Below are 25,024 nucleotides of genomic sequence, written 5' to 3'. Positions count from 1 at the left end.
GTGCCTCGGGGAAGGACCGGTCAGGAAGAGGTCCCCGAGCCCTGGTTGGTGCGGGAGGAGCCGTTGCGCCACCGGTCGGCGACGGTGTCGAAGATCTTGCCTCCCGCGCTGGCCGCGCTGCCCGCGACGTCGCGCAGGGTGCCCAGCAGCGGGTCGCCCGTGCGATCCCAGGACTCCTTGTAGGAGTTGGCGGCCTTGCGCGCCTCCTCGCCCACCCGGGCGTCGCGGTCGGTGGAGCGGCGCGGGTAGTCGCCGTCGATGATGCGCTGGTAGGAACCGTCCTCGATCCACCGGTGCAGCTCGGCCAGGCGCACCACCGCGAACGGGTGCGTCTGCCCGACCAGGCTGATCAGCTTGATGAGGCTGTCGCGGGCGTCGCCGCCGGACTCGTACTCGCGGGCCTGCTCCAGGAAGGCGTCGGGGTTCATCTCCACGAGCTTGGAGCCGCCCGCCAGCTTCATCAGGGCCCGCTTGCCCGCCTCGGGGTTCTGGCTGGCGAGGATCCCGGCGCGGTCGCAGGACAGCTCGGACTTGCGGTACCACTCCTCCAGCGCGGCCACGATGGCCTGGATGCCGATGAAGCCCAGCGGCACCCACGCCACGCGGGTGGCCAGCCGGATCAGGGCCAGCAGCATGGTGCGGTAGACGGCGTGGCCGCTGAGGATGTGGCCGACCTCGTGGCCGATGACGAAGCGCTGCTCCTCGGCGTCCAGCAGGTCGAACAGGCCCGTGGTCATCACGATGAACGGGCGGTTGCTGCCGATCGCCATGGCGTTCGGCTTCGGGTTCATCTGGATGTAGAGCTCGGGGACCTCGTCCATGTCCAGGACGTAGGCGGCGTCGCGCACGTAGTCGTAGACGTGGGGGAACTGGGTGGGCCCGACCCGGACGGCACTGGACAGGAACATCAGTCGCAGGGCGCGCTCGTTGAACAGTCCCGACAGGCGTTTGAACACCTCGTCGAACCCGCGCAGCGAGCGCAGCGCGACCAGGGCGCCCCGGTCGGCGGGGTGTTCGTAGGCACGGGGCGAGATCTCGGAGAGCCGGACGCGGACGCGGTCTGGTGTGTTGGCCATATCGGCATGCTATGCGCCGTGATCGCGCTTGGCCACGGTTTCCGGCTTCGAGATATGACGCGATTTCCGAGCGGCGCCGACGCGCCCGGGGGAAGGAACCCGACACGGCGTTCGTTGTCCCAGTGCCAGGGCCAAAAAGGGAGGAAGGGGACGGCGGTGGTGCCCTCCGTCGGCTAATCTCGGTTGGCCGATCCCGGCAACGGCAACGTCCACGGCGAAACGGAGCGCACAGTGGCGCACGCAGCTTCCGACGCATCCCGCAACGGCGACTCCCCCGCGCCGCGGGGGGGAACCGGTCCGACCAAGGTCGGCATCATGGGCGGCACCTTCGACCCCATCCACCACGGCCACCTCGTGGCGGCCAGTGAGGTCGCCCACCTCTTCGGGCTCGACGAGGTGGTGTTCGTCCCCACCGGCCAGCCCTGGCAGAAGGACCTGGCCAAGGTGACGCCCTCCGAGGACCGCTACCTGATGACGGTCATCGCCACCGCCGAGAACCCCCAGTTCCGGGTGGACCGCATCGAGATCGACCGCTCGGGGCCCACCTACACCCTCGACACGCTGCGCGAGATGCGCGCCAAGTACGGTCCCGACGTGGAGCTGTACTTCATTACCGGAGCCGACGCGCTGGGCGCCATCCTGAGCTGGCACAACGTCGACGAACTCTTCGAGCTCGCGCATTTCGTAGGCTGTAACCGGCCCGGTCACCACCTCAGTGACACCGGACTGCCCGAGGGCAAGGTCTCCCTGGTGGAGGTCCCCGCGCTGGCCATCTCCTCGACCGAGTGCCGGGAACGCGTCCGCAAGGGCGAACCCATCTGGTACCTGGTCCCCGACGGCATCGTCCGCTACATCAACAAGACCGGGCTCTACCTAGAGAGCTGAAAGGCAGCAAGCACAACGTGACAGCCACCGACAGGGCACTGGAGCTGGTCAGGGTCGCGGCGGAAGCCGCCTCCGACAAGCTCGCCCAGGAGATCATCGCCTACGACGTCAGCGAGCAGCTGGTCATCACCGAGGCCTTCGTCCTGTGTTCGGCCCCCAACGACCGGCAGGTCCGCGCGATCGTCGACGAGGTCGAGGACCAGCTCCGCCTCCAGTCCGGGGCCAAGCCGGTCCGGCGCGAGGGCGAGCGCGACGGCCGCTGGGTCCTGCTGGACTACGCCGACATCGTCGTGCACATCCAGCACGAGGAGGAGCGCGGCTACTACGGCCTCGAACGGCTGTGGAAGGACTGCCCCGAGATCGACCTGCCCGAGGGCGCGCGCGGCGCCCAGCGCACGCCGCTGGACGAGTTCTGACCCCCCCACTGCGAGCGGAGAGACACACCACGTGAGCGACACCCCTCGTGTGCTGTTCTGGCGGCACGGACGCACGTCCTGGAACGTGGAGAACCGCTTCCAGGGGCAGACCGACATCGCACTCGATCCGGTCGGCCACGCCCAGGCCAGGCGGGCGGGGGAACTGCTCGCCTCGTTGAACCCCGACGTCATCGTCGCCTCCGACCTGACCAGGGCCGCCGACACCGCCGGATACCTCTCCCGGGCCTCCGGGGTGCCCGTGGAGTTCGACGAGGGGCTGCGCGAGCGCTTCGGCGGCTCGTGGGAGGGGATGACCGGGGCGGAGCTGTCCGCGCGCTGGCCGGTCGAACACGCGCGCATGGACATCCCCGACGGCGAGCTCATCGCCGAGGTCGGCGACCGGATGCGCGCCGCCGTCGAACGCGGACTGGGCAAGACCCCGACCGGGGGGCTGCTCGTCGTGGTCAGCCACGGCGCCGCCCTCAGAGTCGGGATCGCCCGGATGCTGGGGGTCCCCGACGAACAGCGCGAGATCCTGGGACCGATCAGCAACTGCTGCTGGTCGGTGCTCCAGGAGCGACGGGGGCAGTGGCGGCTGATGGAGCACAACGCGGCCAGCCTCCCCGAGCCGGTCGTGCTCAGCGACGACGCCTGAACCGTTTCGACGTTCGGGCCGGATTCCGCTATGGTTCAGGGAGTCGGCAGGACCGCCAAAGGTCCGATCGACTCCCTTGAGGGGCTATGGCGCAGTTGGTAGCGCGCCTCCATGGCATGGAGGAGGTCTGGGGTTCGAATCCCCATAGCTCCACGTTGCGCGGGCTGCTGCTCGCCGGTCTTCGACCGGCTCGCCGCAGCCCGCGATGCTTTCCGGGGGGGACCCCCCGAACCCCCCGAGGTACCCCCCTGCGGCCGGGGTAGCGGTGATCGGCCGGGCGGGTGGAGCACTCCCTTGCAACGTGGGGCTTCGCCTCCGGTGCCCTGTGGTCGGGGCCGCGAGGTGGGGCTTCGCCCCGGGGCCGTGCCGGTCAGCGGCGCAGCCACACCGCCGCGTTTCCCGGGAGCCGTCCGTCCAGCTCCGCGCTGGCCACCAGCACCCGGCCCGGCGGCAGCTCCACCGCCTCCTCTCCCGTGTTGACCAGCACCAGCACGTCCTCACCCCGCCAGTAGGCCAGTACCGGCCCCCGGTTCAGCGTGTCGTCCCAGGTCAGCGCCTCGTCAGAGGAGAACTCCCGGCGGTGCGCCAGCGCCCGGCGGTACAGGGAGAGCACGGACCCGGGGTCGTCGGTCTGGGCCCCCACCGACCAGCGGCCCCACCCCTCGGGCTGGGGCAGCCACGGGGCGTCCCCGCCGAAGCCGTACGACGCTCCTTCGCGCGTCCACGGCAGCGGCACCCGGCACCCGTCCCGACCCTTGTCGGTGTGCCCGCTGCGCGACCACCGCGGGTCCTCCAGCGCCTGGGCGGGCAGGTCCGCCACCTCCGGCAGCCCCAGCTCCTCGCCCTGGTACACGTACGCCGACCCCGGCAGCGACAGCTCCAGGAGCGCCAGCGCCCGCGCCCGCCGCGTGCCCAGCTCCAGATCCGGCTCCGGGTCGCGCCCGTCGGAGAGCAGCCACGCCTTCTGGTCGGTGCCCGGGGGCAGCCCCAGCACCGACACCGGGCGCACCACGTCGTGGTTGCCGATCACCCACGTGGGCACCGTGCCGACCTGCCCGGCGTCGGCGATCGAGGAGTCGATCACGCCGCGGTAGGCGTCGGCGTCCCACGCGGTCCGCAGGAAGTCGAAGTTGAACGCCTGGTCCAGCTCGTCCGGGCGCGTGTACAGCACCCGCCGCTCACCGGGCAGCCACACCTCGCCCACCGTGGCCCGGGGCGGGTCGAACTCCGCCAGCACCCGCCGCCAGTCCCGGTACACCTCGTGCACCTCGGGCCGGTCCAGGAACGGGTGGTCCGGGTTGGCCGCGATGTCCTCGAACCGGCCGCCCTCCACCAGCACCAGATCGCGCAACGGCTCCCGCAGGTCCTTGACCAGCGCGTACGCCACGTCGATCCGGAACCCGTCCACCCCGCGCCCGCTCCAGAACCGCAGGACGGCGCGGAACTCCTCGCGCACCCGCGGGTCGTCCCAGTTCAGGTCCGGCTGCTCGGGCGCGAACATGTGCAGGTACCACTGCCCGTCCGCCGTGCGGGTCCACGCCGGGCCGCCGAACGTCGACCGCCAGTTGGTCGGCGGCAGCTCGCCGTCCGCGCCCCGCCCGTCGCGGAACACGTACAGCTCCCGCTCGGGCGACCCGGGACCGGCCTCCAGCGCCTCCCGGAACCACGGGTGCTCCTCGGAGGTGTGGTTGGGCACGATGTCGACCATCACCCGCAGGCCCAGCGCGTGCGCGGCGGCCACCATCGCGTCGAAGTCCTCCAGGGTGCCCAGGCGCGGGTCCACGTCCCGGAAGTCGGCCACGTCGTACCCGCCGTCCGCCCACGGCGAGGTGTAGAACGGCGACAGCCAGATCCCGTCCGCGCCCAGGTCGGCGACGTGGCCCAGGTGCGCGGTGATCCCCGCGATGTCGCCGGTCCCGTCCCCGTCGGCGTCGGCGAAGCTGCGCGGGTAGACCTGGTACAGGACCGCGTCGCGCCACCACTGCTGCATGCTGGTTCCTCCGAATGGGTCAGGAGAACAGGCCGCGCGTGCTCCGGGGCGCGGCGGTGGACTGCCTCAGGATGAGCTGGGTGGGCATCTCCACCTGGAGGGTTCCGGCCGTCCCGTTGAGGATGCCCACGGTGAGCCGACCCGCGGTCAGCCCGGTGTCGTAGGGGGCCTGGTCGACGGTGGTCAGGTCCATCACCGCCGCGGTGTCGTGGTTGTCGAAGCCCATGAGGGAGATCGACTCCGGCACGCGCACGCCCGAGCGGCGCAGTGTGCGGTACGCGCCCAGAGCGAGGTCGTCGAACTCGGCCAGCACGGCCGTTGGCGGGTCGTGGTCCGACAGCAGCTCGCCCATGGCCAGCTCGCCGCCCGCGTGCCCGGTGGACTTGGCCACGCTCCGCGGCGGCAGCCCCGCCTCCGCCATGGCCGCCTCGTACCCCCGCAGCCGGTGTCGTGAGCTGGCGCTGGACCAGGTCTCGGACCGCGAGGCGATGTAGGCCACGCGCGTGTGCCCCAGGTTGAGCAGGTGCCGGGTGGCCCCCGCGGCACCGGCCCTGTCGTCGATGTACACACTGGCCCGATCGGACATCCTCTGCCCGACCAGCACCACGGGCACGCCCACGTCGTCCAGCCGGTGGCACTCCTCCTCGGACAGGTCCATGGACACGGTGACCACGGCGTCGGTGTTGCGCCGCAGCGGCAGCGCCCGCGTCCAGCCCTCCCGGGCCCGCGTCTCGCCGACCTGGTAGACGAGCATGTCCAGGTCCGCCTCGCGCAGCGCGTCGCTGACCCCGGCCAGGACCGTCCCGAAGAACCACGGCTGGAGGAAGGGCACGACCACCGCGACCCGCCCCGTGCGGCCGGTGACCAGGCCCGAGGCGTTGCGCGAGACCACGTAGGCCAGCTCGTCCGCCGCGCGCTGGACGCGCTGGCGCACCTCCGGGGCGACCCCGGGGGCCCCGCGCAGCACACGGGAGACCGTCGAGAGGGAGACCCCCGCTCGCTGGGCGACGTCCCGCATGCTCGCGGGTTGGCTGGCCATGCCGTCCACGGTAGGAGCGCGACCCGGGTGATGGCAACGTTTTCATGAGGAGATTCGGACGGCGTGCCTTTCCTTTCCGCGCATGACGTATATCGAAACGCGTTCACTGTTGACTAGGTCACACAGTCGGTGGCATCGTTTGCGCACGAACACGGGGGGATGACCCAGCACACACTCGACGCCGCGCGCCCGGACACCCTTCCGGCGCGGTAAGGAGAGAGCCATGCCAGTGCATTCACACCAGAAGGGGTACACGGTGCGCGCGTGCGCTGCCGGGCTCGCCGCACTGAGCCTCACCCTGGCCACCGCGTGCGGCGAACCCCCCGGGGAGGAGACCGCGGGGGAGGGCGGCGAGACCGCGGGCCTGGCCGAGGACCCGGCGTTCGTCTGGGCGGTCACCGGGGCCGACCGCGCGATCCACGAGGAGGTCGCGCGCCTGTGGAACGAGAACAACCCCGACCAGCAGGTCGACATCTTCTTCCTGGCCCCCACCGCCGACGAGCAGCGCCAGGCCATGTTCCAGGACCTCCAGAACCAGGCGGGGGAGTTCGACGTCCTGGGCCTGGACGTCATCTGGACCGGTGAGTTCGCCGAGTACGGCTACGTCGAGAGCCTGGAGGACCTGCGCGGCGAGGTCGAGGGCGTCAGCCTGGAGGGGGCCGTCGACAGCTCCCAGTGGCAGCAGGAGCTGTACGCGCTGCCCTACTCCTCCAACGGCGCGTTCCTCTACTACCGCACCGACCTCGTCGAGGAGCCCCCCACGACCTGGGAGGAGCTCTACGACACCGGCATGGCCGCCGCCGAGGAGGAGGGCATCTCCGCCTACGTCGGCCAGGGCGACCAGTACGAGGGCTTCGTCGTCAACTTCCTGGAGCTGTACTGGTCCGCGGGCGGCCAGCTGTTCGACGACGCCCAGGAGCAGAGCACCTTCCTGGAGGGCGACGCCGCCACCACGGCCCTGGACTTCATGACCGAGGCCTACGAGAGCGGGTTCTACGCCGACGGCTTCGACACCATGGTCGAGGACGACGCGCGCGCCCTGTTCCAGGCGGGCGAGGCCGTCTACATGCGCAACTGGCCCTACGCCATCCCGCTCCTGGCGGGCGAGGGTGACGAGGAGAGCGCGGTCGCGGACGACTTCGCGGTCGCCCCGCTGCCCACCTTCACCGGTGAGGGCACCACCAGCGCGCTGGGCGGCCTCAACAACGCTGTCAGCACGCTGAGCGACAGCAAGGACCTGGCCCGCGAGTTCGTCCTGTGGGCGGCCACCGACCCCGAGGCGCAGGACATCCTGCTCCAGAACAGCCTGCCGCCGACCATGGCGAGCGCCTACGAGAACACCGACGACCCCGACTTCCAGATGCTCGGCGACATCCTCGCCCAGGCCCAGGCCCGCCCGCCGGTGCCCGGCTACAACTCGCTGTCCCTGGCCGTGCAGGACAACCTGCACCCGGCCTTCCGGGGCCAGGAGGAGCCCGACACGGCCCTGGAGGCGGTGGACCAGGCGGCCAACGACGCGCTCGAACAAGAGTAGGCCGCATGGCGACGACCCAGAGAGTCCGCGTGAGCAGGGGCCTGGGTGAGCGTGCGATGGGGCGGATCTTCCTCGCCCCGTCGTTCGCCTTCATGGCCGTGATCGCGCTCTTCCCGGTCTTCTACGCGATCGGGATGAGCCTCTACGAGATCCGGGGGTTCCGCCAGGAGTTCACCGGCGTCGACAACTACGTCCGTGTCCTGACCGACTCCGGCTTCTTCAACGCCGTCTGGAACACCCTGGTGTTCACGGTCGCGTCGGTGTCGCTGGAGTTCCTCGTCGGGATGGCCTTCGCGCTGATCATGCACCAGGCCTTCCTCGGCCGCGGCCTGACCCGCGCGGTCATCCTGATCCCGTGGGTCATCCCGACCGCCGTGGCCGCGCAGGTGTGGCGGTTCATGTTCGACCCCAACCCGGGCTTCGTGAACGCCGTCCTCGGCACGGACATCAACTGGCTGCGCGACCCGTTCTGGTCGATGGTCGGCATCATCAGCGCCGACGTGTGGAAGACCGCGCCGTTCGTGGCCCTGCTGCTGCTCGCGGGCCTGCAGACCATCCCGAAGGACTACTACGAGGCGGCCAGGGTGGACGGGGCCAACGCGCTCCAGCGCTTCCGGAACATCACCCTGCCGCTGCTGCGCCCGTCGATCGTCGTGGCCCTGCTGTTCCGCACGGTGGACGCCCTGCGCATGTTCGACTTCGCGTACGTGTTCACCGGCTACTCGAACTCACTGGCCACCCTGTCGGTCTACGCACAGCGCTACCTGGTCCGGGACCCGGACCTGGGCTACGCCAACGCGTTGTCCACGGTCACGTTCGTCATCGTCATGCTCGTCGGCCTGGCCTTCATCAGCCGGATGGGCCGCCACATGATCGGTGAGGCGCCGCGGAAGGAGAAGCGATGACGGCCGAGACGGTGAGGCCGAGCGGGTCGGTGCACAAGCCGCGCCGACGCGTCCACCCGGCGGTGGGCAACACCCTCAAGCTGCTCGGGCTGGCCGTGGTGCTGCTGTGGTGCCTGTTCCCGTTCCTGTGGATGGGCATGACCAGCCTGCGGTCGGGATCGGCGGCGATCACCGACCCGAACATCTTCCAGGGGCCCTTCGACTTCGGCAACTACCGGGAGATCTTCGACCAGGGCTTCCAGTTCGCGTTGCGCAATTCGCTGATCGTGGCGACGGTGACCACGCTGATCTGCATCCCGGTGGCCTCGCTGGCGGGCTACGCCCTGGCCCGGCTGCCGCTGGCGGGCAAGTTCGCGATCCTGGCCGCCACCCTGGTCGCGACCCTGTTCCCGCCGGTGGCGCTGGTCAACCCGCTCTACCAGATGTACCTTCAGCTCAACGAGTGGACCGGGATCAACCTGCTCAACTCCTTCGCGGGCATGATCATCCCGTACGTGGCGCTGACCCTGCCGCTGGCCGTCTTCATCCTCACCACGTTCTTCGCGGGCATCCCCAAGGAGATCGAGGAGTCGGCGAAGGTGGACGGGGCCACCCCGTTCCAGGCCTTCCTGCGCGTGGTGGCGCCGCTGGCGGCGCCGGGCGTGGGAGCGGCGGCCATCCTGACCTTCGTGTACGCCACCAACGAGTTCCTGCTGGCCTTCTCCTTCGCCCCGAACGACCTGAACGTGCAGACGGTCCCGGTCTTCGTGGCGACCTTCCAGCGGGTCGGCTACGAGAACCCGATCGGCCAGATCATGGCCGCTTCGGTCCTGGTGTCGGTCCCGCTGATCATCTTCGCCCTGGTCCTGCAACGCAGGATCGTGGCGGGCCTGACCTCCGGAGCCGTCAAGGGCTGACAGCACGACCGGAAGGAAGCGGACCGGTCCCGGGAGCGCACCGCGCCTCCGGGACCGGCTCCGTGTCCGGGGCGGCCGCCCGCCGGACCCGGGTCAGCGGCGCACGACGTCGCTCCCGTCCAGGTCCGCCGCGTCCTTGCCCATCAGCTCGGCGGTGATCTGCAGCTCCGCCAGCGTCGCGCGCAGCACGTGCTCCACGCCCGCGGCGCCGCCCACGGCCAGCCCGTACACCCACGGCCGCCCCAGCAGCACCGCCTCGGCCCCCAGCGCCATCGCCACGGCCACGTCGGCGCCCGAGCGCACACCCGAGTCGAACAGCACCGTGGCGCGGTCGCCGACCGCGTCCACCACCTCGGGCAGGGCGTCCAGCGCCGCCACGGCGTTGTCGACCTGTCGGCCGCCGTGGTTGCTGACCACGATCCCGTCCACGCCCGCCGCCACCAGGTCGGCGGCCTCGTCCCCGCGCACGACGCCCTTGACCAGCACCGGCAGGTCCGTCCACCGGCGGATGCGGGCGATGTTGTCGGTGCTCAGGGACCTGCTGGCGAACGCGCCCAGGAAGTGGAACACCGCCTCGGTGAACACCCCGCCCGGCTCCGGGTCGGCCTTGAGCCGGGACCGGAACTCCGGGTCGCTGAAGTAGTTCGCCGTGCCCTGGCTGCGCAGGAACGGCAGGTGGCCCAGCGCCAGGTCGCGGGGCCGCCACCCCAGCCGCTTGGTGTCCGCGGTGACGACGATCGCCTCCGCCCCCGCGGCCGCCGCCCGCCGCACGAACGACTCGGCCAGCGCGTCGTCGCCGGGCCAGTACAGCTGGTACCACCAGGAGTCGACCGCCTCGGCGACACGTTCCATCGGGGTGGAGGCGGCCGTGGACAGCACCATCGGCACCCCCACGGCGTTGGCGCCCTCGGCCACGGCGAGCTCCGCCTCCTCGTGCACCTGCTCCAGGACGCCGATCGGCGCGGTCAGCAGCGGTGTGGCGTACTCCCTGCCGAACAGGGTGACCCCCAGCCCCCCGGCCCCCTCGGCTCCCGGCCGCAGGCTGCGCGGGCGCAGCGCGTAGCGGGCGAACGCGTCCACGTTGGCGCGGGCGGTGCGCTCCCGTCCCGCACCGCCCTCCACGTAGCCGAACGGACCCGGTTCCATGGCCCTCTCTGCCAGGTCGCGCAGGTCCTCGTGGTGGTAGGGCAGGCCGGGCAGGATGCCGTTGGTCGCGTCGGCGTAGACGCCGTCCTGGTACTGGGCGAAGTCGGTCATGGTTCCCTCGCTGGCGCCGCGGCGCCGGGTACGGGCACCGCGGGGCACGGCGCACGGGACGGAAGAAGAGGACGGACCGGGCCGCGGGGAGGTGTGCCCCCGCGGCCGCGGCCGTCGAACCGTTCGCGCCCGCCGGTTCTGGCCGGATGCTACCGCGCGCTCACGTGACCGGCGTCACCCGGTCCGCCTCGGTCCGGTCACCGCCGGGCTCCGCGGCCCCGGTCTCGGCGATGTGCAGTGCCGTGACCAGCTCCCGGTACAGGTCGTCCCGGTCCATCAGCTCCCGGTGAGTGCCCCTGGCCCGCACCCGCCCGTCCTCCATCAGCACGATGGTGTCGGCGTGGATCACGGTGGACAGCCGGTGCGCGATGGTCACCACGGCCGCCCGCGCGGCGTGGGCGCGCACGCTCTCGGTGATGGCGGCCTCGGTGATCGCGTCCACCTGCGAGGTGGCCTCGTCCAGCAGCAGCACGTCCGGCGAGCGCAGCAGGGCGCGGGCCAGGGCGATGCGCTGGCGCTGGCCGCCGGAGAAGGACGTGGCGTCCAGCGGGGTGTCCAGCCCCTCCTCCAGGGCGTCGATCTTGTCGGCCAGCCGCACCTGGCCCAGGACCCGGCGCACCTCGTCCTCGGTGGCTTCGGGGCGGCTGAACAGCAGGTTCTCCCGGATGGTGCCGGGGACGACCGGGGTGTCCTGCTCCACGTAGGCGAAGCGGCCGCGCACCTGCCCGGGGGTGAGCTCCCGGTAGGGGGTCCCGTCCAGGAACAACTGCCCCTCCTCGGGTTCGAGGAAGCGCAGCAGCAGCGAGAACACGGTGGTCTTGCCCGCGCCGGAGGGCCCCACGATCGCGGTGTGCCCGCGCCGGGGGACGGCCAGGTCCACGCCGTCCAGCGCGGACTCGGCGCCGGGCGCGTACCGGGCGGTGACCCCGCGCAGTTCCAGCAGCGCGCCCGCGCGGTCCCCGTCCGGGGAGGGGACCGGCGCGTCCGCGTCCGCCGCCTCGGAGGAGGGTTCGAGCGGAATGGCCTCCACCTCGCGGATGCGCCTGGCCGCGGCCACGCCCGACTGGAGGGTGGTGACGCTCTGGGAAAGCTCCATGACCGGGGTCATCAGGGTGAACGCGTAGAGCAGGAAGGCGATGAGGGTGGAGACCTCGATCGCGCCCGAGGACACCCGCAGCGCGCCCACGCCCAGGATGGAGATGATGGCGAGCTGGATCCCGCTGAACGCGATCGTCCAGGCGACCGCCTCGCGCCGCACCGAGCGCACGCCGTGCCGCGCGGACTCCCGCGCGTGTTCGAGGATCTGGCCGCTCAGGCGCTCCTCGGCCCGGCTGACCTTGACCGTGCGCACCGCGCGCAGCGCGCCGTCGAGCATGCCGCCCATCAGGCCCAGGGAGTTCTGCGCCCTCTCCTGCGCCTTGGCCAGGGCGGGCATCAGCGTCAGGAACAGGACGGTGACCACGAGCACCGCGACGAAGGTGACCGTGAGCAGGAACAGGTCCAGCACGCCCATCATGACCAGCGTTCCCACCAGCAGCACGCCGCCGTTGATGAGGCTGATGACGCTGCTGGAGGCGGCCTCGCGCAGCAGGACCGTGTCGGAGGTCGCCCGGGTGACGAGCTCGCCGGAGGAGCGGCGCGACAGCGGGATGAGCGCGGCGCGGAAGTAGCGGCGCACCAGCGAGGTGCGCGCGTCCAGCACCACCTTCTCGGCGACGGTGCCCAGGAGGATCCAGTGCCACAGGCCGGACACCGTGCCCAGCACGAACAGGCCCAGCAGCAGGGCGATCGGCACGAGCAGGCCGCCCCCGCCGGAGACGGTGTCCAGGACCAGCTTGATCACCATCGGGTTGGCGAGTTCGAGCGCCGAGCCGAACAGGGCCAGCACCAGGCCCAGCGCCAGCTTGTTCCGGTGCGGGCGCACGAACGACCACAGCACCCGGAGCTGGGCGAACCGGGGTTCGGGCACACCCGGTTTCGAGTCGGTGTCTACTTTGGATGGATCAGTCATGTTTTAAAGTAGGTCATAGGTGACCGATTATTGTCAACCAATTACCGACAAGCCTAGGATGAGGGCATGGTGAAGAGCGCTCCCTCAGACGAAGAGACGAGGACGCGCGCCCGGACCCGGCGCGCGATCCTCGAAGCGGCGGTGGAGGTGCTCGGGGAGAACTCCTCGGCGCCCCTGTCCCAGGTGGCCAGAACCGCGGGTGTGGCGCGCAGCACGCTCCAGCGCTACTTCGCCGAACGCGCCGACCTGGTGTGCGCCCTCGGCGAGTACGCCGACGAGCTCATCAACGAGGCCACCGAGCGGGCACGCACCACCGAGGGCACCGGGCTGGAGGCCTTTCGGCGCCTGGTGCCCGAGTACTTCGGGCTCCAGAAGGTGGTCATGCTGGCCTTCGGGGCCGACGACTCCTGGGACGAGATGCTGGAGGAGGAGTGCGGGGAGGCTGACCGGGCCCTGTTCGCCCTCGTCGAGCGCGGCCACGCCGACGGCAGCATCGACCCCAGGATCACCCCGGTGTGGACGCAGCAGCTCCTGTGGGCAGGGCTCTACGCGGCCTGGGCCTACGTGAGCGCCAGCCGCACGCCCGCCTACGAGTCCCTCAACCTGTGCGTGCACTCGCTGACCAAGGCCATCGCCAACCCCGGCCGCGACGGCGCGGGCGACTGACCCGGGGCGGCGCGAGGACGGACGTCCGCCCCGGGCGGCGCGAACGAGGAAGTCGGGGAACCAGCCGGGGGAGGGGGCTACAGGTACAGGCCGGTGCCGCGCTCGGGGGCCTCGTTGGCCACGGCGTGCACGTCGCGCTCGCGCAGGATCACGTAACGCTCGCCGTTCAGCTCGACCTCGCCCTGCTCCTCGGGATCGAAGAGCACCCGGTCCCCGGTCTTGACGTGGCGGGCGCTGGTCCCGGCGCCGACGACCTCCCCCCACGCGAGCCTGGTCGCCAGCTTCACCGTGTCCGGGATGACCAGGCCGGCGCTGCTGCGCCGCTCGGTCCTGTCCGGGACCGACTTCACCAGCAGGCGGTCGTGGAGCATCTGGATCTCAAGCTTTGATTCGGGCACCACTCCAGGGTATTCGGCGCGGAAACCGGCCACCGCACGTCCACCGGAGGGCCCCGAGGTCGCAACCCACTCCCAACCTCCGGTACAGTAATTCCATCGCCGAGCGGGGGAACCGCCCGGCATACAAGGGGCTATGGCGCAGTTGGTAGCGCGCCTCCATGGCATGGAGGAGGTCTGGGGTTCGAATCCCCATAGCTCCACGGACGAAGGGCGACCCTGCTCGCGCGTGAACGCGCTCGCCGGGTCGCCCTTTGCGTTTACCGGGGGGAGACCCCCCGAACCCCCCGAGGTACCCCCCTGTGGCCGGGGTTGTGGGGATCGGTGGGGTGGGCGGGGTGTTCTCCCGCGACGTGAGGCTTCGCCTCCGAACCCCCTGCGGTCGAGGCCGCGTTCTCCTCTTTCCGAGACGCTCCTCCTGTGGTTGCGGTGGGTGCGCCCGGGTTCCGGGTTCGTACCGGTGGAACGTCCACTTCCCGGAGGCGGCCGCATCGTGGTATTCGGGATTAGGTTAGCCTCGCCTGGCTTGCACCAAGGCTTCCCTCAGGAGTTCCCATGCCCCGCACCTCACGGCCCCTCCGGATCCATCCCATCGTGCTGCGCCGCGCGGAGGTGGCCCGCGTCGTCGACGTCACGCCGAACATGCGCCGGATCACTCTGACGGGAGACGATCTCGCCGCGGGGAGGATGGGCGGGGGCTTCGAACGCCCCGCGTTCCGCTCGGACGGGTTCGACGACCACGTGAAGCTCGTCATCCCGCCGACCGACGGCCCGCTGCCGCACGTCGGCACGCAGGAGGAGAAGCGGTTCGCGTGGAACCCCGAGGTGCTCGCCCTGACCCGCGACTACACGGTGCGCTCGTACGACCCGGAGGCGAACACCTTCGACATCGACGTCGTGCGCCACGACCACGGCCTGGCCGCGGCCTGGGCGTTCCGCGCGCGGCCGGGGGACCGGATCCACTTCGCGGGCCCCAAGTCGTGCGCCCTGCGCAACGACGAGGCCGAGTGGCACCTGCTGGTCGGAGACGAGACGGCGCTCCCGGCGATCGGCCGCTGGCTGGAGGAGGCCCCCGAGGGCACGCGCGGGCACGTGATCGTCGAGGTCCCGACCGAGGCCGACCGCCAGGACATCCCGACCGCCGCGGACGTCAGCGTCGAGTGGCTCGTGCGCGGCAGACTCCCCGCGGGCACGGGCACGCGGCTGTTCGACGCCGTGCGGCGCGTGGCGGTGCCGGACCAGCGCGTCTACGCCTGGGTCGGCGGCGAGGCGATGACCATCGCCCCCATCCGCCGCTACCTGCGCGGGGACCTGGGGCTCCCGAAGGAGGACGTCGAGGTCGTCGGGTACTGGCGCAGGCCCAGGAGCGCGGACGACAGCGCGCCGCGTGACGACGCCGAGCGCCTCGTTCCCGCCGACACCGGCGGCACGACCCCCGCCGAGCTGCTCCACGAGGTGCACGAGATGACCGAGCTGGCGCCGCCGATCATCACGCGCGTCGCCGTCACGCTCGGCATCGGCCCGCTCATCGCCTACGGCGTCTCGACCCGCGACGGGATCGCCCGCGAGACCGGCGTGGAGCCGACCCGGCTCGCGCCCCTGCTCGACGCGATGTCCGCGCTGGGACTGGTGGAGCGGGACGGCGACCGCTACCGCAACACCGCCTGCGGCGGCGTCCTCATGGAGGAGTCGGCGGTCGAGGACCTCTCGCTCGACAACCCGGCCAACCGCGAGGCGCTCGCGCTGGTCGACCTCCTCGACGTGCTGCGCTCGGGCCGTCCCTCGCCGCGCCTGGGCGCGTCGTCGTGGCGCGAGCGCCGGGCGGCCGACGGAGCGCTCGACGGCGTCCACCACGACCGCGCCGCGGACGACCTCCAGTACGTGCTCGAACCGCTCGCGCGGACCGCCCCGGTCGCGGACGCGCGCACCCTCGCCGTCTTCGGCGACGCGGCCCCGTTCGTCGCCTCGCACCTCGCGCGCGGGCGCACCGTGCAGCTGCCGGGCGATGCCGACCCGGCCTGGCCCGCACACGACTGCGCCGTCCTCGTCGGCGCTCTGGAGGGCCGATCCGACGAGGAGGCGCTCCTGCTGCTGCGCGCCGCGTTCGCCGCGGGCCCCGCCCTGGTGCTCGCCGAACGCACGTCCGACAAGGCCGCCACCGACGACCACGCCGCCGAGCACGCCCTGACGAGCCTCGCGGTCACCGGCTCGGTGCTGCGGACCCGGGAGCGCATCGGCGACCTCCTGCGCGCCGCCGGGGCTTCGCGGCTGGAGGCCACCACCCTGGGCTGGGGTTTCGGCCCGTTCGGGACCGTGACCGTCGCACATGCGTGAACTCGCCGCACCCGTTCCGGCCGTGCGCGGATGCCGATGCTCCTCCTCTCACGCGTCGCGCGGGCCCGGGACCGCGGACTGGAAGGCGATCAGGAATCTGGAGGAGGACTGAGCCGTTCGTCCACGAAGGCGAGGAGGTCCGGATCGCCCGAGGTCAGGCGCTCCACCTCCTCGCCCCCGTCGCACCGGCACAGGGCCACCGTCACCTCGGAGGCGGTCCGCCCCACCACCCGCCACACGGCGCCGTGGTCCTCCCAGCGGACCAGGGTGTCGACCGGGTTCTGTCGTGGTCTGTCGCTCATCTGTTTGTCGGGCGTGGATACCCCGTCCTTCAGGGCGGGGAGGAAACGCCCTCTCCTTCCTGTCGCTTTCTGTTGGATTCGCCTCACGCGATCGCAGGGCGGTCGCTACGGTGTGTGCCATGACCGGGAAGAGCGTGAAGCGGGCGTTTCGGTACCGCTTCTACCCGAGTGATGCGCAGGCGGCTGAGCTGTCGCGCACGTTCGGGTGCGTGCGCCTGGTCTACAACCGCGCTCTGGCCGAACGCAGCGCCGCTTGGCACCAGCGCCGGGAGCGGGTGGGTTACTCCCACACCTCAACCATGCTCACCGCCTGGAAGAGGACGCAGGAGCTGTCCTTCCTCACCGAGGTCTCTTCCGTCCCGCTCCAGCAGACGCTGCGCCACCTGCACACCGCCTTTGGTAACTTCTTCGACCGGCGTGCGAAGTACCCGCGGTTCAAGTCGAAGAAGAAATCCCGGGCCTCGGCGGAGTACACCCGGTCCGAGTTCCGCTACCGCGACGGCCGCCTGACCCTGGCCAAGATGACCGAACCCCTGAACATCGTGTGGTCGCGCCCCCTGCCCGAAGGAGCACGCCCCTCCACGGTCACGGTCTCGCGTGACGCGGCCGGGCGCTGGTTCGTCTCGCTCCTGTGCGAGGACACCATCACATCGGCCCCGGCCACTCGCGACGCGGTAGGTGTCGATGCCGGAATCACCTCGGTGGTGACCTTGTCGACCGGGGAGAAGGTGGCCAACCCCCGCCACGAGCAACGCGACCGCGCCAGGCTGGCTCGGTCGCAGCGTGCCCTGTCGCGTAAACAACCGGGTTCGGCCAACCGGGACAAGGCCCGCCGGAAGGTGGCTCGGGTGCACGCCCGCATCACCGACCGCAGGCGCGACTTCCTGCACAAGCTCTCCACTCGACTCGTCCGCGAGAACCAAGCGGTCGTGATCGAGGACTTGGCCGTGCGCAACATGGTCAAGAACCGCAGGCTGGCCCGGGCGATCTCGGACGTGTCCTGGCGTGAGCTGCGCACCATGCTGGAGTACAAGTGCGCCTGGTACGGGCGCGATCTGGTCGTGGTGGACCGGTTCTTCCCCTCCTCCCGGCTGTGTTCGACGTCTGGGTGCGGGTACCTCAATGCGTCGTTGCCGCTGAACGTCCGGATGTGGATGTGCCCCCGGTGTGGGGTGGCCCATGATCGGGATGTGAACGCGGCGCTCAATCTCGAAGCCGCCGGGCTGGCGGTTGGGGCCGGGCTCCCGCTGTGTGATCATGGCGAAGCCCACACAGTAGGGGCGGGAGCTGGTGTGAGACCTCAACGGGACTCCTCCCGGACGGGGCGACCGGCGGTGAAACAGGAAGGCCACGGGGCGACCCGTGACGAGGCGTTGGCCTCGAACCACCGGTAGGTGGTTCCGGATTCTCCTGCCTTCAGACAGGAGAGGAAGTCAACCCACCCCCACACGTCCGGTAGACTCGAACCGTTGCCGAACAGCACACGGGGCTATGGCGCAGTTGGTAGCGCGCCTCCATGGCATGGAGGAGGTCTGGGGTTCGAATCCCCATAGCTCCACGGACTCGGGACGACCCTGCTCGGCGGCCTTCGGCCGCCTCGCCGGGTCGTCCTTTGTGCTTTCCGGGGGAGGCCCCCCGAACCCCCCGAGGTACCCCCCTGTGGTCGGGGCTGGGGTGATCGGCGGGGCGGGTGGGGCACTCCCCTGCAACGTGAGGCTTCGCCTCCGGGCCTCTTGTGGTCGGGGCTGCGGCGATCGGCGGGGCGGGTGGGACACTCCCTTGCAACGCGGGCTTCGCCCCAAGACCCTCTGTGGTCGGGGTCGAAGTGGTTCTTCTCTCTTGACTCGTTGGTGTGTCGTGGGCCATAATCAACACATCGGTTGATTAACAGGAAAGTTGAATACGCAGATGGCGACCGACCCGTTGAGTCTCACGTTCGCTGCACTGGCCGACCCGACCCGTCGGGCGCTGCTGGCGAGGCTCGCCGAGGGTGAGGCCACCGTCAACGAGCTGGCGGAGCCGTTCCCCATCAGCCTCCAGGCGGTCTCCCGGCACCTGAAGGTGCTGGAGCGGGCGGGCCTGGTCAGCCGGGGCCGCGACGCGCAGTGGCGCCCCTGCCGACTGGAGACCGCCCCCCTGCAGGAGGCGACGGGGTGGATCGAGCGCTACCACCGCCAGTGGGAGGACCGCTTCGACCGGCTCGACGCGGAGATCCGCCGAATCCAGCAGACACAGACCACAGGAGAGCAGTCATGAGCGACCTCACGGTGATCGCCGAGCCCGGGCAGCACGACATCGTCGTCACGCGCAGCTTCGACGCGCCCCGCGACGTGGTGTTCAGGGCCATGACCGAAGCCGAGCACCTCGCCCGCTGGTGGGGGCTCAAGGAGAACGAGACCGTCATCGACCGCGCGGACCTGCGCCGGGGCGGTTCCTGGAGGTTCGTCGAGCGCGCCCCCGACGGCCGGGAGTACGCCTTCCACGGCGTGGTCCACGACGTCGTCGCGCCCGAGCGCTTCGTGCAGACCTTCGAGTTCGAGGGCATGCCCGGGCACGTGTGCCTGGAGACCACCGCCCTGGAGGAGAGGGACGGGCGCACCCTCTACACGTCGACCACGGTGTTCCAGAGCGTCGAGGACCGCGACGGCATGGTCGAGTCCGGCATGGAGTACGGCCTGAAGCAGTCCATGGACGCACTGGACGAGCTGCTGGCCGCGATGGGCTGAGCGCCTCCGGCCGATCCCGCCTGTGGACAACGCCCGCCCTGTCCTCCGCGGCCGGTACTGTCGATCCGTGGCAGATCTCCCCGACGTCCCCACCCTGCTCGACGCGGCCGTCGCCGCCCTGGGCGGCAGCCGCCGCGAGGGCCAGGCGACCATGGCCGGTGCCGTGGCCGAGGCGGTCGACAAGCGCGAACACCTGGTGGTCCAGGCCGGTACCGGCACCGGAAAGTCCCTGGCCTACCTGGTGCCCGCGATCAGACACGCCATGGCCAAGGAGAGCACCGTGGTGGTCTCCACCGCCACCATCGCCCTGCAGAACCAGCTCATCGAGCGCGACCTGCCGCGCCTGGCCGGGGCCCTCGCGCCGATGCTGTCCCGCGAGCCCACGTTCGCGGTGCTCAAGGGCCGCCGCAACTACCTGTGCCGCAACCGGCTCCAGACCGCCGGCGAGGAGGCCGAGGACACCGAGCTGTTCGACCCGCGCCAGCTCTCCTCGCTGGGCCGACAGGTGGCCCGCCTGCACGAGTGGGCCGAGGACACCGTCACCGGCGACCGCGACGAACTCGTCCCCGGCGTCAGCGACCTGGCCTGGCGCCAGGTGTCGGTGGCCGCCAACGAGTGCATGGGCGCCCGCATCTGCCCCTTCGGCCAGGAGTGCTTCGCCGAGTTCGCCCGCGAGGCCACCCAGGGCGTGGACGTGGTGGTCACCAACCACGCCATGCTCTCCATCGACATGTCGCAGGGCTACCACATCCTGCCCGAGCACAACACGATCATGATCGACGAGGCACACGAACTCGTCGACCGCGCCACCTCCGTGGCCACCGGCGTCCTGGGCGAGCGCACCGTCAACGCCGCGGCCAAGCGCGCCGCCCGCCTGGTCGAACCCGGGATCAGCGAACGCCTCACCGAGTGCGCCGACGGCCTCGCCCTGATGTTCACCGAGTCGCCCGACGGGCGCCTGGACCACCTCGACGACGCCCTGGCCAACGCGGTCGCCGCCACCCGCGACGCCGCCTCGGCCTGCGTCACCGCCATCGGCCCCTCGCCCGGGGAGCTGGACCCGGACGGCGCCAGCGACCGCCGCCTGGCCCTGGCCGCGCTCGGCGAGGTGCACGACACCGCCGTGCGCGTCCTGGAGTCCTTCGAACCCGCCCTGCGCGACCGCACCGAGGTCGTCTGGCTGACCAAGACCCCCGGACGCCAACCCGCGCTCCACGTCGCCCCGCTCGGCGTGGGCGGACTGCTGCGCGAGAAGCTCTTCGGCGACCGCACCGTGGTGCTGACCTCCGCCACCCTCACCCTGGGCGGCTCCTTCACCTCGCTGGCCAACCAGTGGGGCCTGGGCCGCGAGGTGGCCCAGGAGGCCGCCGAACGCGCCGCCGCGGGCCGCGGCCCGGAGCCGGACGGACCCCGGGACGAGGACGGCACCGACGACGAGGACGGACCGCACCGCGCGGCCGGGGAGCCCCGCTGGCGCGCGCTGGACGTCGGCTCCCCCTTCGAGCACGCCCGCCGGGGCATCCTCTACGTGGCCACCCACCTGCCGCCGCCCGGCCGCGACGGCCTCGCACCCGCCTACCTGGACGAGATCAGCGAACTCATCGAGGCCGCCGACGGCCGCGCGCTGGGGCTGTTCTCCTCCATGCGCGCCGCCCAGCAGGCCGCCGAGGAGCTCCGCGAGCGCCTGGACCAGCCGATCCTGTGCCAGGGGGAGGACTCCACCGGGCAGCTGGTGCGCCGCTTCGCCGAGGAGGAGCGGTCCTGCCTGTTCGGCACCCTGTCGCTGTGGCAGGGCGTGGACGTGCCCGGACCCTCGCTGTCCCTGGTGATCGTGGACCGCATCCCCTTCCCGCGGCCCGACGACCCGCTGGCCTCCGCGCGCCAGCGCGCGGTCGCCGCGCACGGGGGCAACGGCTTCCTGTCGGTGGCCGCCACCCACGCCGCCCTGCTGCTCGCCCAGGGCACCGGGCGCCTGCTGCGCTCCACCGAGGACCGGGGGGTCATCGCCGTCCTGGACCCGCGCCTGGCCACGGCCCGCTACGGCGGCTTCCTGCGCGCCTCCCTGCCGCCCTACTGGGGGACCACCGATCCGGCGGTGGCCAGGTCGGCGCTGCGCCGCCTCGCGGGCCAGCCCGAACCCGCCGCCGGGTAGGGCGCCGGGGCCGTGTCGCGCGAGCGCGGTCCGGTCTCAGCCGCGCGTGCGGTAGCCGAACAGCCGGACCGCGTACGCGGGGGACTCGTCGTCCTCCGCCTCCTGGATGAACCAGCGGTCGTCGTGCTCGCCCACCAGGAGTTCGTTCCACATCATGTCGATGAGCTTGAGCCGGGAGACCACGGACGCCTCGGGGTCCAGCACGATCGAGTAGGCGCGGTCCGTCAGCCGCTGGGTCACCATGCCCACGGACTGGCCGTCCCAGATGGCCGGGACGGGGGCGTGCCCGACCTCGACCCCGCACAGCCGCAGCTGCTCCACCTCCTCGTCGAGGGCCTCGGCCGCCAGGGCGCCGTCCAGCCGCAGGGCGTCCTCCAGCTCGTCGCGGTCCTCGTCGGCGCGCATGTAGGCGTGGTAGGTGCGGTAGCCGCAGGTGCGGCACTTGCGCCAGACGACGCAGCGGGCCAGTCCGTAGGCGGACTGCGCCTCGCCCACACTCTGGTAGTCGCTCACCTCGCGAATCGTGCCGCAGTCGCAGCACAGGGCCGTGAGATCCTGCTTCATCAGAGTCCCCCCTCCGAGGCGAGTATGCGACGGATGAAGCCCGTTAGGGAACCCGTTCTGCGAGGAAGTCACGGCAAGGACTCGTCATCAATGCCCAAAATGACCCGGTCGCGGGTTTCGGACCGTCCCCAACGGCGTGTCGGTGTGGCGAGTCTTACCCTCGCCCAGTACGCCCGCGCACCCTCACTCGTCCAGTGACAGGCCGCGCTTGTTGCGTGCGCTCCAGTCGCGCATCCGCTGCGGGTAGCCGACGATCTGCACGTCGTAGGCCGGGGCCGCCAGGTTCCGGGCCACCTTGCGGATCACGTCGGGCGAACCGCACCGGCGGCGGATCCACTCGCCGTCCGTCGCGACCGCGACCGCCGTGGCCCGCGTGGCGAAGGTCTCCGGCTCGACGAAGAACTCCACGCCCACCCGGCTCTTGGCGAACTCGATCAGAGCCTTGATGTCCGAATCCTCGGCATCCCGGTCGAAACGGGCCTTGCCCTTGCGGTTGGCCTTGCGGAGTCCGAAACGGTCTCGCCATCCCATCGGCGCTCATGTCCCCTTGGTGCAACTCGGTGCGGCTCGGCGCGGCTGGATGCTCGGGACCTCGCGAAGGCCCCCGCCGGGCACCACGGCCCCCGAGTCTAGCGGTCCGGGCCGCCCCCGACAGGACGCGTATCCCCGTGCTCCACGGCTTTGCGCGTTTTCCGGACAGCCCTGTCACGGCGCTGCTACGTTCTGTTCTCACATGGTGCTTACAGGGGGTGCAGACCATGCCGATGTGGACGTGGGCGGGGGAGACCGCACGACGACTCCGGGCGGTCGGCCAGGCGGAGCTGGCCGAGGCGGTCGCGGGTCTGCCCGTGCTCTGCGAGGCCGGGGACCCGGTGCGCGTGGAGGCCGTGGCCCGTTCGGCGCTGCGCACCGCGCGCCGACTGGTCGCCGAGGCGGGAGCGGTCGAGGCCGCGGTCCCGGGGGTCTTCGGCCCGCCGACCCTGTTCTTCCTGGCGCACTGGCCCCTGGCCGTGCGCGTGGGCGCCCTGGCCGAGGGCGGGCGCGCGCTCGCCCAGGTGAGCGCGGCGGCCGACGACGAACCCGAGCCCCTGGCCCACGGCCCGCTGCCGGTGTCCCTGCTGGAGACCCTGGTGCGCTGCCACGCCAACATCGACGCCCGCGGCACCACCGGACAGCGCCGCGAACTGCTCTCCACCCGGCGCCTGGCCGGTTGGGAGCGCACCCCCGCCTGGCCCTCCTTCACCCTCGCCCGGGTCAACCTGCTCATCGACGAGGACTTGGCCGACCGGGCCGAGAACGAGCTGCGGCGCTACGAGCACACCGCCACCGGCCCGGCCATGCTCGGCGCCGAGGGGGTGTTCACCCTCGTCAGGGCCCTGCGCCACCAGGACGAGCACGCCCAGGCGCTGGAGGTGCTGGACCGCATGGAGGCGGAGCTGGTCCTGGACGAGACCAACCCGCGCCGGGCGGCCCTGAACCGGCGCATCCGCTTCGAGCGCGCGCGGCTGCTGTCCTGGCTGGCCCGCCTGGGCCACTGCCCGCCCCAGGAGGCCATCGTCCCCCTGCCTACCGTGGAGGAGGCCGAGGCGTACCCGAGTCTGCGGCCCGCGTGGGTGGAGGCGGTGGAGAACCTGGTGTGCCAGGGCGCGGTGCGCAACGACTGGCGGCTGGGAGTGCGGGTGACCACCTGGTCGCGCTACTTCGAGCGGGTGGGGGCGCCGCGCCGCGGCGCCGAGCTGGCCCTGTCCGCCGCCCGCCTGGCCGCGGTCCGCGGCGCCCGCTGGGTGGCCAGCTGCTCCGCGCAGCGGGCGGAACGGCTCATCGGGGAGCTGGGGAGCACCGAGGAGATCCTGGGAGACCTGGCCGAGGTGCGCGCCATGATCGCGACGATGCCCCCGGTCCGGCCGCTGGCCCCGGCCGAGGAGGTGCTGGACTTCCTGCGGGCGCAGCCCGCGGAGGAGGTCGACCCCGAGCAGCAGGCCGAACAGGTCAACGCCGCCCTGGAGAGGATGCCGCACGACACCCCGCTGCTGACCGCGCTCGGCCAGGTCGGCCGGACCCTGATGCTCTCGGACGCGGCGACCGAGCCCCAGTGGCGCCACGTGCGCGAGCAGCCGGGGGACCAGCGCGCGGCGCTGTCCCTGCTGGAGACCCTCCTGCACGACAACGACACCGTCGGGGTGCGCACCCTCGTGAGCACCCTGGCCGCCGGTGCGCTGGACGGACCTGTGCGGGCCGGCGCCCCCGGGCGGGGAACCCTGGCGCCCCACCCCTGACGGGCGGTCACAGGGGGCGGCCGTCGCCGGTGTGACGCGAGGGGCGGGCTGGAGCGGAGCGGGAGGGGCGTCCTCACACGGTCGCCGCGCCCACCCCCGACGCCAGTGAGCGCCCCGCGGGGTAGGACAGTGCGGCGGCGGGCAGCCGGGAGGGACGACCGCTGGCCAACACCCGCACCCGGCCCGGGGCGGCGCTCACGGGCCTCTCGCCGATCCGGCGCAGGGCCTGCGCGGCCACCGCCCCGGCGGCGGTGAACAGCTCCGCGCGCCCGCCCAGGGCCGCGGAGATCCGCGCGCCCACCAGGTCGTAGTGCGTGCACCCGAGCACCACGCCGTGCACGTCGCCGGGGGTCAGTTCGGCGGCGTAGGCCACCGCGTCGTCGATCAGCCGCGGGTCGGCCGACTCCACCGCCTCGGCCAGCCCGGCGCAGGCCACCGCGGTCACCTCCACGCCGCGGGCGAAGGTCTCGATGAGCTCGCGCTGGTAGCCGCTGCGCGTGGTCGCGGCGGTGGACCACACCGCGATCGGCCCTCCGGCCGCCGCCGCGGGCTTGATCGCGGGCACCGTCCCGATCACCGGGACGTCCGGCTCGAACTCGGCGCGCAGCTCGGCCAGCCCGTGCACCGACGCCGTGTTGCACGGCACCACCACAGCGTCCAGCGCCGCGTCCCCGGCGGCCTCCTGCGCGGCCCGGGCCCCGGCCAGGGCGCGCGCGACGATCTCGTCCGGGGTACGCGGACCCCAGGGCATGTGGTCCGGGTCCATCGACAGGAACAGGTCGGCGTCCGGCCGTGCCACACGCAGGGCCGCCGCGGTCGAGAGCATGCCGATGCCGGAGTCAACGAGAGCGATACGCACGAACCCCGATCCTACGACCACCTCCGCACCGCACCGGCGGGACACCGCGCGGCGGCGTCGGATCCGCCCGCGGCGGCCGTGTTCCG

Annotated in this window: 23 protein-coding genes and 3 tRNA genes; 16 read left to right on the top strand and 10 right to left on the bottom strand. The window is 71.9% G+C overall.

Going from position 1 to position 25,024, the window contains the following annotated elements; translation table 11 throughout:
* Window positions 1-20: 20 nt before the first annotated feature.
* Window positions 21-1,076 (bottom strand): M48 family metallopeptidase, encoded by a 1,056-nt coding sequence (locus ACSTA4_RS21935; protein ID WP_444960829.1) that lies wholly within the window; start codon window positions 1,074-1,076, stop codon window positions 21-23.
* Window positions 1,077-1,307: 231 nt separating this feature from the next.
* Here ACSTA4_RS21935 and nadD point away from each other — a divergent pair, with 231 nt between their 5' ends.
* The 4 genes from nadD (at window position 1,308) to ACSTA4_RS21915 (ending at window position 3,185) form a co-directional block, all read left to right on the top strand.
* Complete coding sequence (gene nadD, locus ACSTA4_RS21930) at window positions 1,308-1,961, top strand: nicotinate-nucleotide adenylyltransferase (protein ID WP_416026940.1); 654 nt, start codon at window positions 1,308-1,310, stop codon at window positions 1,959-1,961.
* Window positions 1,962-1,978: 17 nt separating this feature from the next.
* The gene (rsfS, locus tag ACSTA4_RS21925; RefSeq protein WP_047870575.1) at window positions 1,979-2,377 is read left to right on the top strand and encodes a ribosome silencing factor; all 399 of its coding nucleotides are present in this window, start codon (window positions 1,979-1,981) and stop codon (window positions 2,375-2,377) included.
* Between the two features lie 31 nt (window positions 2,378-2,408).
* Window positions 2,409-3,032: a histidine phosphatase family protein gene (locus ACSTA4_RS21920; protein ID WP_274974281.1), complete on the top strand. Its 624-nt coding sequence runs from the start codon at window positions 2,409-2,411 to the stop codon at window positions 3,030-3,032.
* 80 nt (window positions 3,033-3,112) lie between these two features.
* A tRNA-Ala gene (locus ACSTA4_RS21915) sits at window positions 3,113-3,185 on the top strand.
* Between the two features lie 217 nt (window positions 3,186-3,402).
* On the opposite strand, the gene ACSTA4_RS21910 is transcribed toward ACSTA4_RS21915, so the two are convergent.
* Window positions 3,403-5,022 carry a glycoside hydrolase family 13 protein gene (locus ACSTA4_RS21910; RefSeq protein WP_444960828.1) on the bottom strand — a complete coding sequence of 540 codons (1,620 nt, stop codon included), beginning with the start codon at window positions 5,020-5,022 and terminating at the stop codon, window positions 3,403-3,405.
* A gap of 19 nt (window positions 5,023-5,041) precedes the next feature.
* Window positions 5,042-6,061 (bottom strand): LacI family DNA-binding transcriptional regulator, encoded by a 1,020-nt coding sequence (locus ACSTA4_RS21905; RefSeq protein WP_248771506.1) that lies wholly within the window; start codon window positions 6,059-6,061, stop codon window positions 5,042-5,044.
* Window positions 6,062-6,284: 223 nt separating this feature from the next.
* Here ACSTA4_RS21905 and ACSTA4_RS21900 point away from each other — a divergent pair, with 223 nt between their 5' ends.
* Genes ACSTA4_RS21900 through ACSTA4_RS21890 form a run of 3 tightly spaced genes read left to right on the top strand, consistent with a single transcriptional unit; the run spans window position 6,285 to window position 9,396 of the window.
* Entirely contained in the window at window positions 6,285-7,595 is a 1,311-nt protein-coding gene (locus ACSTA4_RS21900; protein WP_444960827.1) for an ABC transporter substrate-binding protein, read from the top strand.
* 56 nt (window positions 7,596-7,651) lie between these two features.
* The gene (locus ACSTA4_RS21895) at window positions 7,652-8,500 is read left to right on the top strand and encodes a carbohydrate ABC transporter permease (protein ID WP_444964240.1); all 849 of its coding nucleotides are present in this window, start codon (window positions 7,652-7,654) and stop codon (window positions 8,498-8,500) included.
* Entirely contained in the window at window positions 8,497-9,396 is a 900-nt protein-coding gene (locus tag ACSTA4_RS21890; RefSeq protein WP_444960826.1) for a carbohydrate ABC transporter permease, read from the top strand. Before ACSTA4_RS21895 ends, ACSTA4_RS21890 begins: the two co-directional genes overlap by 4 nt.
* Window positions 9,397-9,489: 93 nt before the next feature.
* Here ACSTA4_RS21890 and ACSTA4_RS21885 read toward each other — a convergent pair whose 3' ends face one another.
* Entirely contained in the window at window positions 9,490-10,653 is a 1,164-nt protein-coding gene (locus tag ACSTA4_RS21885) for an alpha-hydroxy-acid oxidizing protein (RefSeq protein WP_444960825.1), read from the bottom strand.
* A gap of 160 nt (window positions 10,654-10,813) precedes the next feature.
* Window positions 10,814-12,592: an ABC transporter ATP-binding protein gene (locus ACSTA4_RS21880; RefSeq protein WP_444964239.1), complete on the bottom strand. Its 1,779-nt coding sequence runs from the start codon at window positions 12,590-12,592 to the stop codon at window positions 10,814-10,816.
* 138 nt (window positions 12,593-12,730) lie between these two features.
* Here ACSTA4_RS21880 and ACSTA4_RS21875 point away from each other — a divergent pair, with 138 nt between their 5' ends.
* On the top strand, window positions 12,731-13,330 hold the full coding sequence (locus tag ACSTA4_RS21875; protein WP_444960824.1) for a TetR/AcrR family transcriptional regulator: 600 nt from the start codon (window positions 12,731-12,733) through the stop codon (window positions 13,328-13,330).
* A 77-nt stretch (window positions 13,331-13,407) separates the two neighbouring features.
* On the opposite strand, the gene ACSTA4_RS21870 is transcribed toward ACSTA4_RS21875, so the two are convergent.
* Window positions 13,408-13,701 (bottom strand): GroES family chaperonin, encoded by a 294-nt coding sequence (locus ACSTA4_RS21870; RefSeq protein ID WP_017568462.1) that lies wholly within the window; start codon window positions 13,699-13,701, stop codon window positions 13,408-13,410.
* 154 nt (window positions 13,702-13,855) lie between these two features.
* On the opposite strand from ACSTA4_RS21870, the gene ACSTA4_RS21865 reads away from it, so the two are divergent.
* Together ACSTA4_RS21865 and ACSTA4_RS21860 are read left to right on the top strand one after the other, a co-directional pair.
* Window positions 13,856-13,928 (top strand) — tRNA-Ala (locus ACSTA4_RS21865).
* Window positions 13,929-14,280: 352 nt separating this feature from the next.
* On the top strand, window positions 14,281-16,059 hold the full coding sequence (locus ACSTA4_RS21860; RefSeq protein ID WP_444960823.1) for a siderophore-interacting protein: 1,779 nt from the start codon (window positions 14,281-14,283) through the stop codon (window positions 16,057-16,059).
* An 89-nt stretch (window positions 16,060-16,148) separates the two neighbouring features.
* Here ACSTA4_RS21860 and ACSTA4_RS21855 read toward each other — a convergent pair whose 3' ends face one another.
* On the bottom strand, window positions 16,149-16,361 hold the full coding sequence (locus tag ACSTA4_RS21855; RefSeq protein WP_444960822.1) for a hypothetical protein: 213 nt from the start codon (window positions 16,359-16,361) through the stop codon (window positions 16,149-16,151).
* A 119-nt stretch (window positions 16,362-16,480) separates the two neighbouring features.
* Here ACSTA4_RS21855 and ACSTA4_RS21850 point away from each other — a divergent pair, with 119 nt between their 5' ends.
* The 5 genes from ACSTA4_RS21850 (at window position 16,481) to ACSTA4_RS21830 (ending at window position 21,239) form a co-directional block, all read left to right on the top strand.
* A complete protein-coding gene (locus ACSTA4_RS21850) occupies window positions 16,481-17,755 on the top strand; it encodes an RNA-guided endonuclease InsQ/TnpB family protein (protein ID WP_444960821.1) in 1,275 nt (424 codons plus the stop codon).
* Between the two features lie 91 nt (window positions 17,756-17,846).
* Window positions 17,847-17,919: transfer RNA gene (locus ACSTA4_RS21845), tRNA-Ala, on the top strand.
* Window positions 17,920-18,269: 350 nt separating this feature from the next.
* On the top strand, window positions 18,270-18,617 hold the full coding sequence (locus ACSTA4_RS21840; RefSeq protein ID WP_444960820.1) for an ArsR/SmtB family transcription factor: 348 nt from the start codon (window positions 18,270-18,272) through the stop codon (window positions 18,615-18,617).
* Window positions 18,614-19,087, top strand: coding sequence for an SRPBCC family protein (locus ACSTA4_RS21835; RefSeq protein ID WP_444960819.1), 474 nt, complete (start codon window positions 18,614-18,616; stop codon window positions 19,085-19,087). The genes ACSTA4_RS21840 and ACSTA4_RS21835 overlap by 4 nt, the downstream gene beginning before the upstream one ends.
* A 67-nt stretch (window positions 19,088-19,154) precedes the next feature.
* Window positions 19,155-21,239 carry an ATP-dependent DNA helicase gene (locus ACSTA4_RS21830; protein ID WP_444960818.1) on the top strand — a complete coding sequence of 695 codons (2,085 nt, stop codon included), beginning with the start codon at window positions 19,155-19,157 and terminating at the stop codon, window positions 21,237-21,239.
* 36 nt (window positions 21,240-21,275) lie between these two features.
* Here the strand turns inward: ACSTA4_RS21830 and ACSTA4_RS21825 are convergent, their stop codons facing one another.
* The gene (locus ACSTA4_RS21825) at window positions 21,276-21,803 is read right to left on the bottom strand and encodes a DUF6315 family protein (protein WP_047870739.1); all 528 of its coding nucleotides are present in this window, start codon (window positions 21,801-21,803) and stop codon (window positions 21,276-21,278) included.
* 183 nt (window positions 21,804-21,986) lie between these two features.
* A complete protein-coding gene (locus tag ACSTA4_RS21820) occupies window positions 21,987-22,334 on the bottom strand; it encodes a hypothetical protein (RefSeq protein WP_047870738.1) in 348 nt (115 codons plus the stop codon).
* A gap of 227 nt (window positions 22,335-22,561) precedes the next feature.
* Here ACSTA4_RS21820 and ACSTA4_RS21815 point away from each other — a divergent pair, with 227 nt between their 5' ends.
* Window positions 22,562-24,079: a hypothetical protein gene (locus ACSTA4_RS21815; protein WP_444960817.1), complete on the top strand. Its 1,518-nt coding sequence runs from the start codon at window positions 22,562-22,564 to the stop codon at window positions 24,077-24,079.
* 73 nt (window positions 24,080-24,152) lie between these two features.
* On the opposite strand, the gene ACSTA4_RS21810 is transcribed toward ACSTA4_RS21815, so the two are convergent.
* A complete protein-coding gene (locus ACSTA4_RS21810; RefSeq protein ID WP_444960816.1) occupies window positions 24,153-24,938 on the bottom strand; it encodes a glutamate racemase in 786 nt (261 codons plus the stop codon).
* Window positions 24,939-25,024 lie beyond the last annotated feature (86 nt).

It is taken from the genome of Nocardiopsis sp. M1B1 (assembly GCF_052466615.1).
The sequence above is the reverse complement of the archived record's forward strand: the minus strand, read 5'-3'. Positions and strand labels throughout refer to the sequence as shown.

Coding starts and splice junctions, on each gene's coding strand:
- ACSTA4_RS21935 (WP_444960829.1), bottom strand. CDS start 1,076: ATGGCCAACACACCAGACCGCGTCCGCGTCCGGCTCTCCGAGATCTCG.
- ACSTA4_RS21910 (WP_444960828.1), bottom strand. CDS start 5,022: ATGCAGCAGTGGTGGCGCGACGCGGTCCTGTACCAGGTCTACCCGCGC.
- ACSTA4_RS21905 (WP_248771506.1), bottom strand. CDS start 6,061: ATGGCCAGCCAACCCGCGAGCATGCGGGACGTCGCCCAGCGAGCGGGG.
- ACSTA4_RS21900 (WP_444960827.1), top strand. CDS start 6,285: ATGCCAGTGCATTCACACCAGAAGGGGTACACGGTGCGCGCGTGCGCT.
- ACSTA4_RS21895 (WP_444964240.1), top strand. CDS start 7,652: ATGGGGCGGATCTTCCTCGCCCCGTCGTTCGCCTTCATGGCCGTGATC.
- ACSTA4_RS21890 (WP_444960826.1), top strand. CDS start 8,497: ATGACGGCCGAGACGGTGAGGCCGAGCGGGTCGGTGCACAAGCCGCGC.
- ACSTA4_RS21885 (WP_444960825.1), bottom strand. CDS start 10,653: ATGACCGACTTCGCCCAGTACCAGGACGGCGTCTACGCCGACGCGACC.
- ACSTA4_RS21875 (WP_444960824.1), top strand. CDS start 12,731: ATGGTGAAGAGCGCTCCCTCAGACGAAGAGACGAGGACGCGCGCCCGG.
- ACSTA4_RS21870 (WP_017568462.1), bottom strand. CDS start 13,701: ATGCTCCACGACCGCCTGCTGGTGAAGTCGGTCCCGGACAGGACCGAG.
- ACSTA4_RS21860 (WP_444960823.1), top strand. CDS start 14,281: ATGCCCCGCACCTCACGGCCCCTCCGGATCCATCCCATCGTGCTGCGC.
- ACSTA4_RS21855 (WP_444960822.1), bottom strand. CDS start 16,361: ATGAGCGACAGACCACGACAGAACCCGGTCGACACCCTGGTCCGCTGG.
- ACSTA4_RS21850 (WP_444960821.1), top strand. CDS start 16,481: ATGACCGGGAAGAGCGTGAAGCGGGCGTTTCGGTACCGCTTCTACCCG.
- ACSTA4_RS21840 (WP_444960820.1), top strand. CDS start 18,270: ATGGCGACCGACCCGTTGAGTCTCACGTTCGCTGCACTGGCCGACCCG.
- ACSTA4_RS21835 (WP_444960819.1), top strand. CDS start 18,614: ATGAGCGACCTCACGGTGATCGCCGAGCCCGGGCAGCACGACATCGTC.
- ACSTA4_RS21825 (WP_047870739.1), bottom strand. CDS start 21,803: ATGAAGCAGGATCTCACGGCCCTGTGCTGCGACTGCGGCACGATTCGC.
- ACSTA4_RS21820 (WP_047870738.1), bottom strand. CDS start 22,334: ATGGGATGGCGAGACCGTTTCGGACTCCGCAAGGCCAACCGCAAGGGC.
- ACSTA4_RS21815 (WP_444960817.1), top strand. CDS start 22,562: ATGCCGATGTGGACGTGGGCGGGGGAGACCGCACGACGACTCCGGGCG.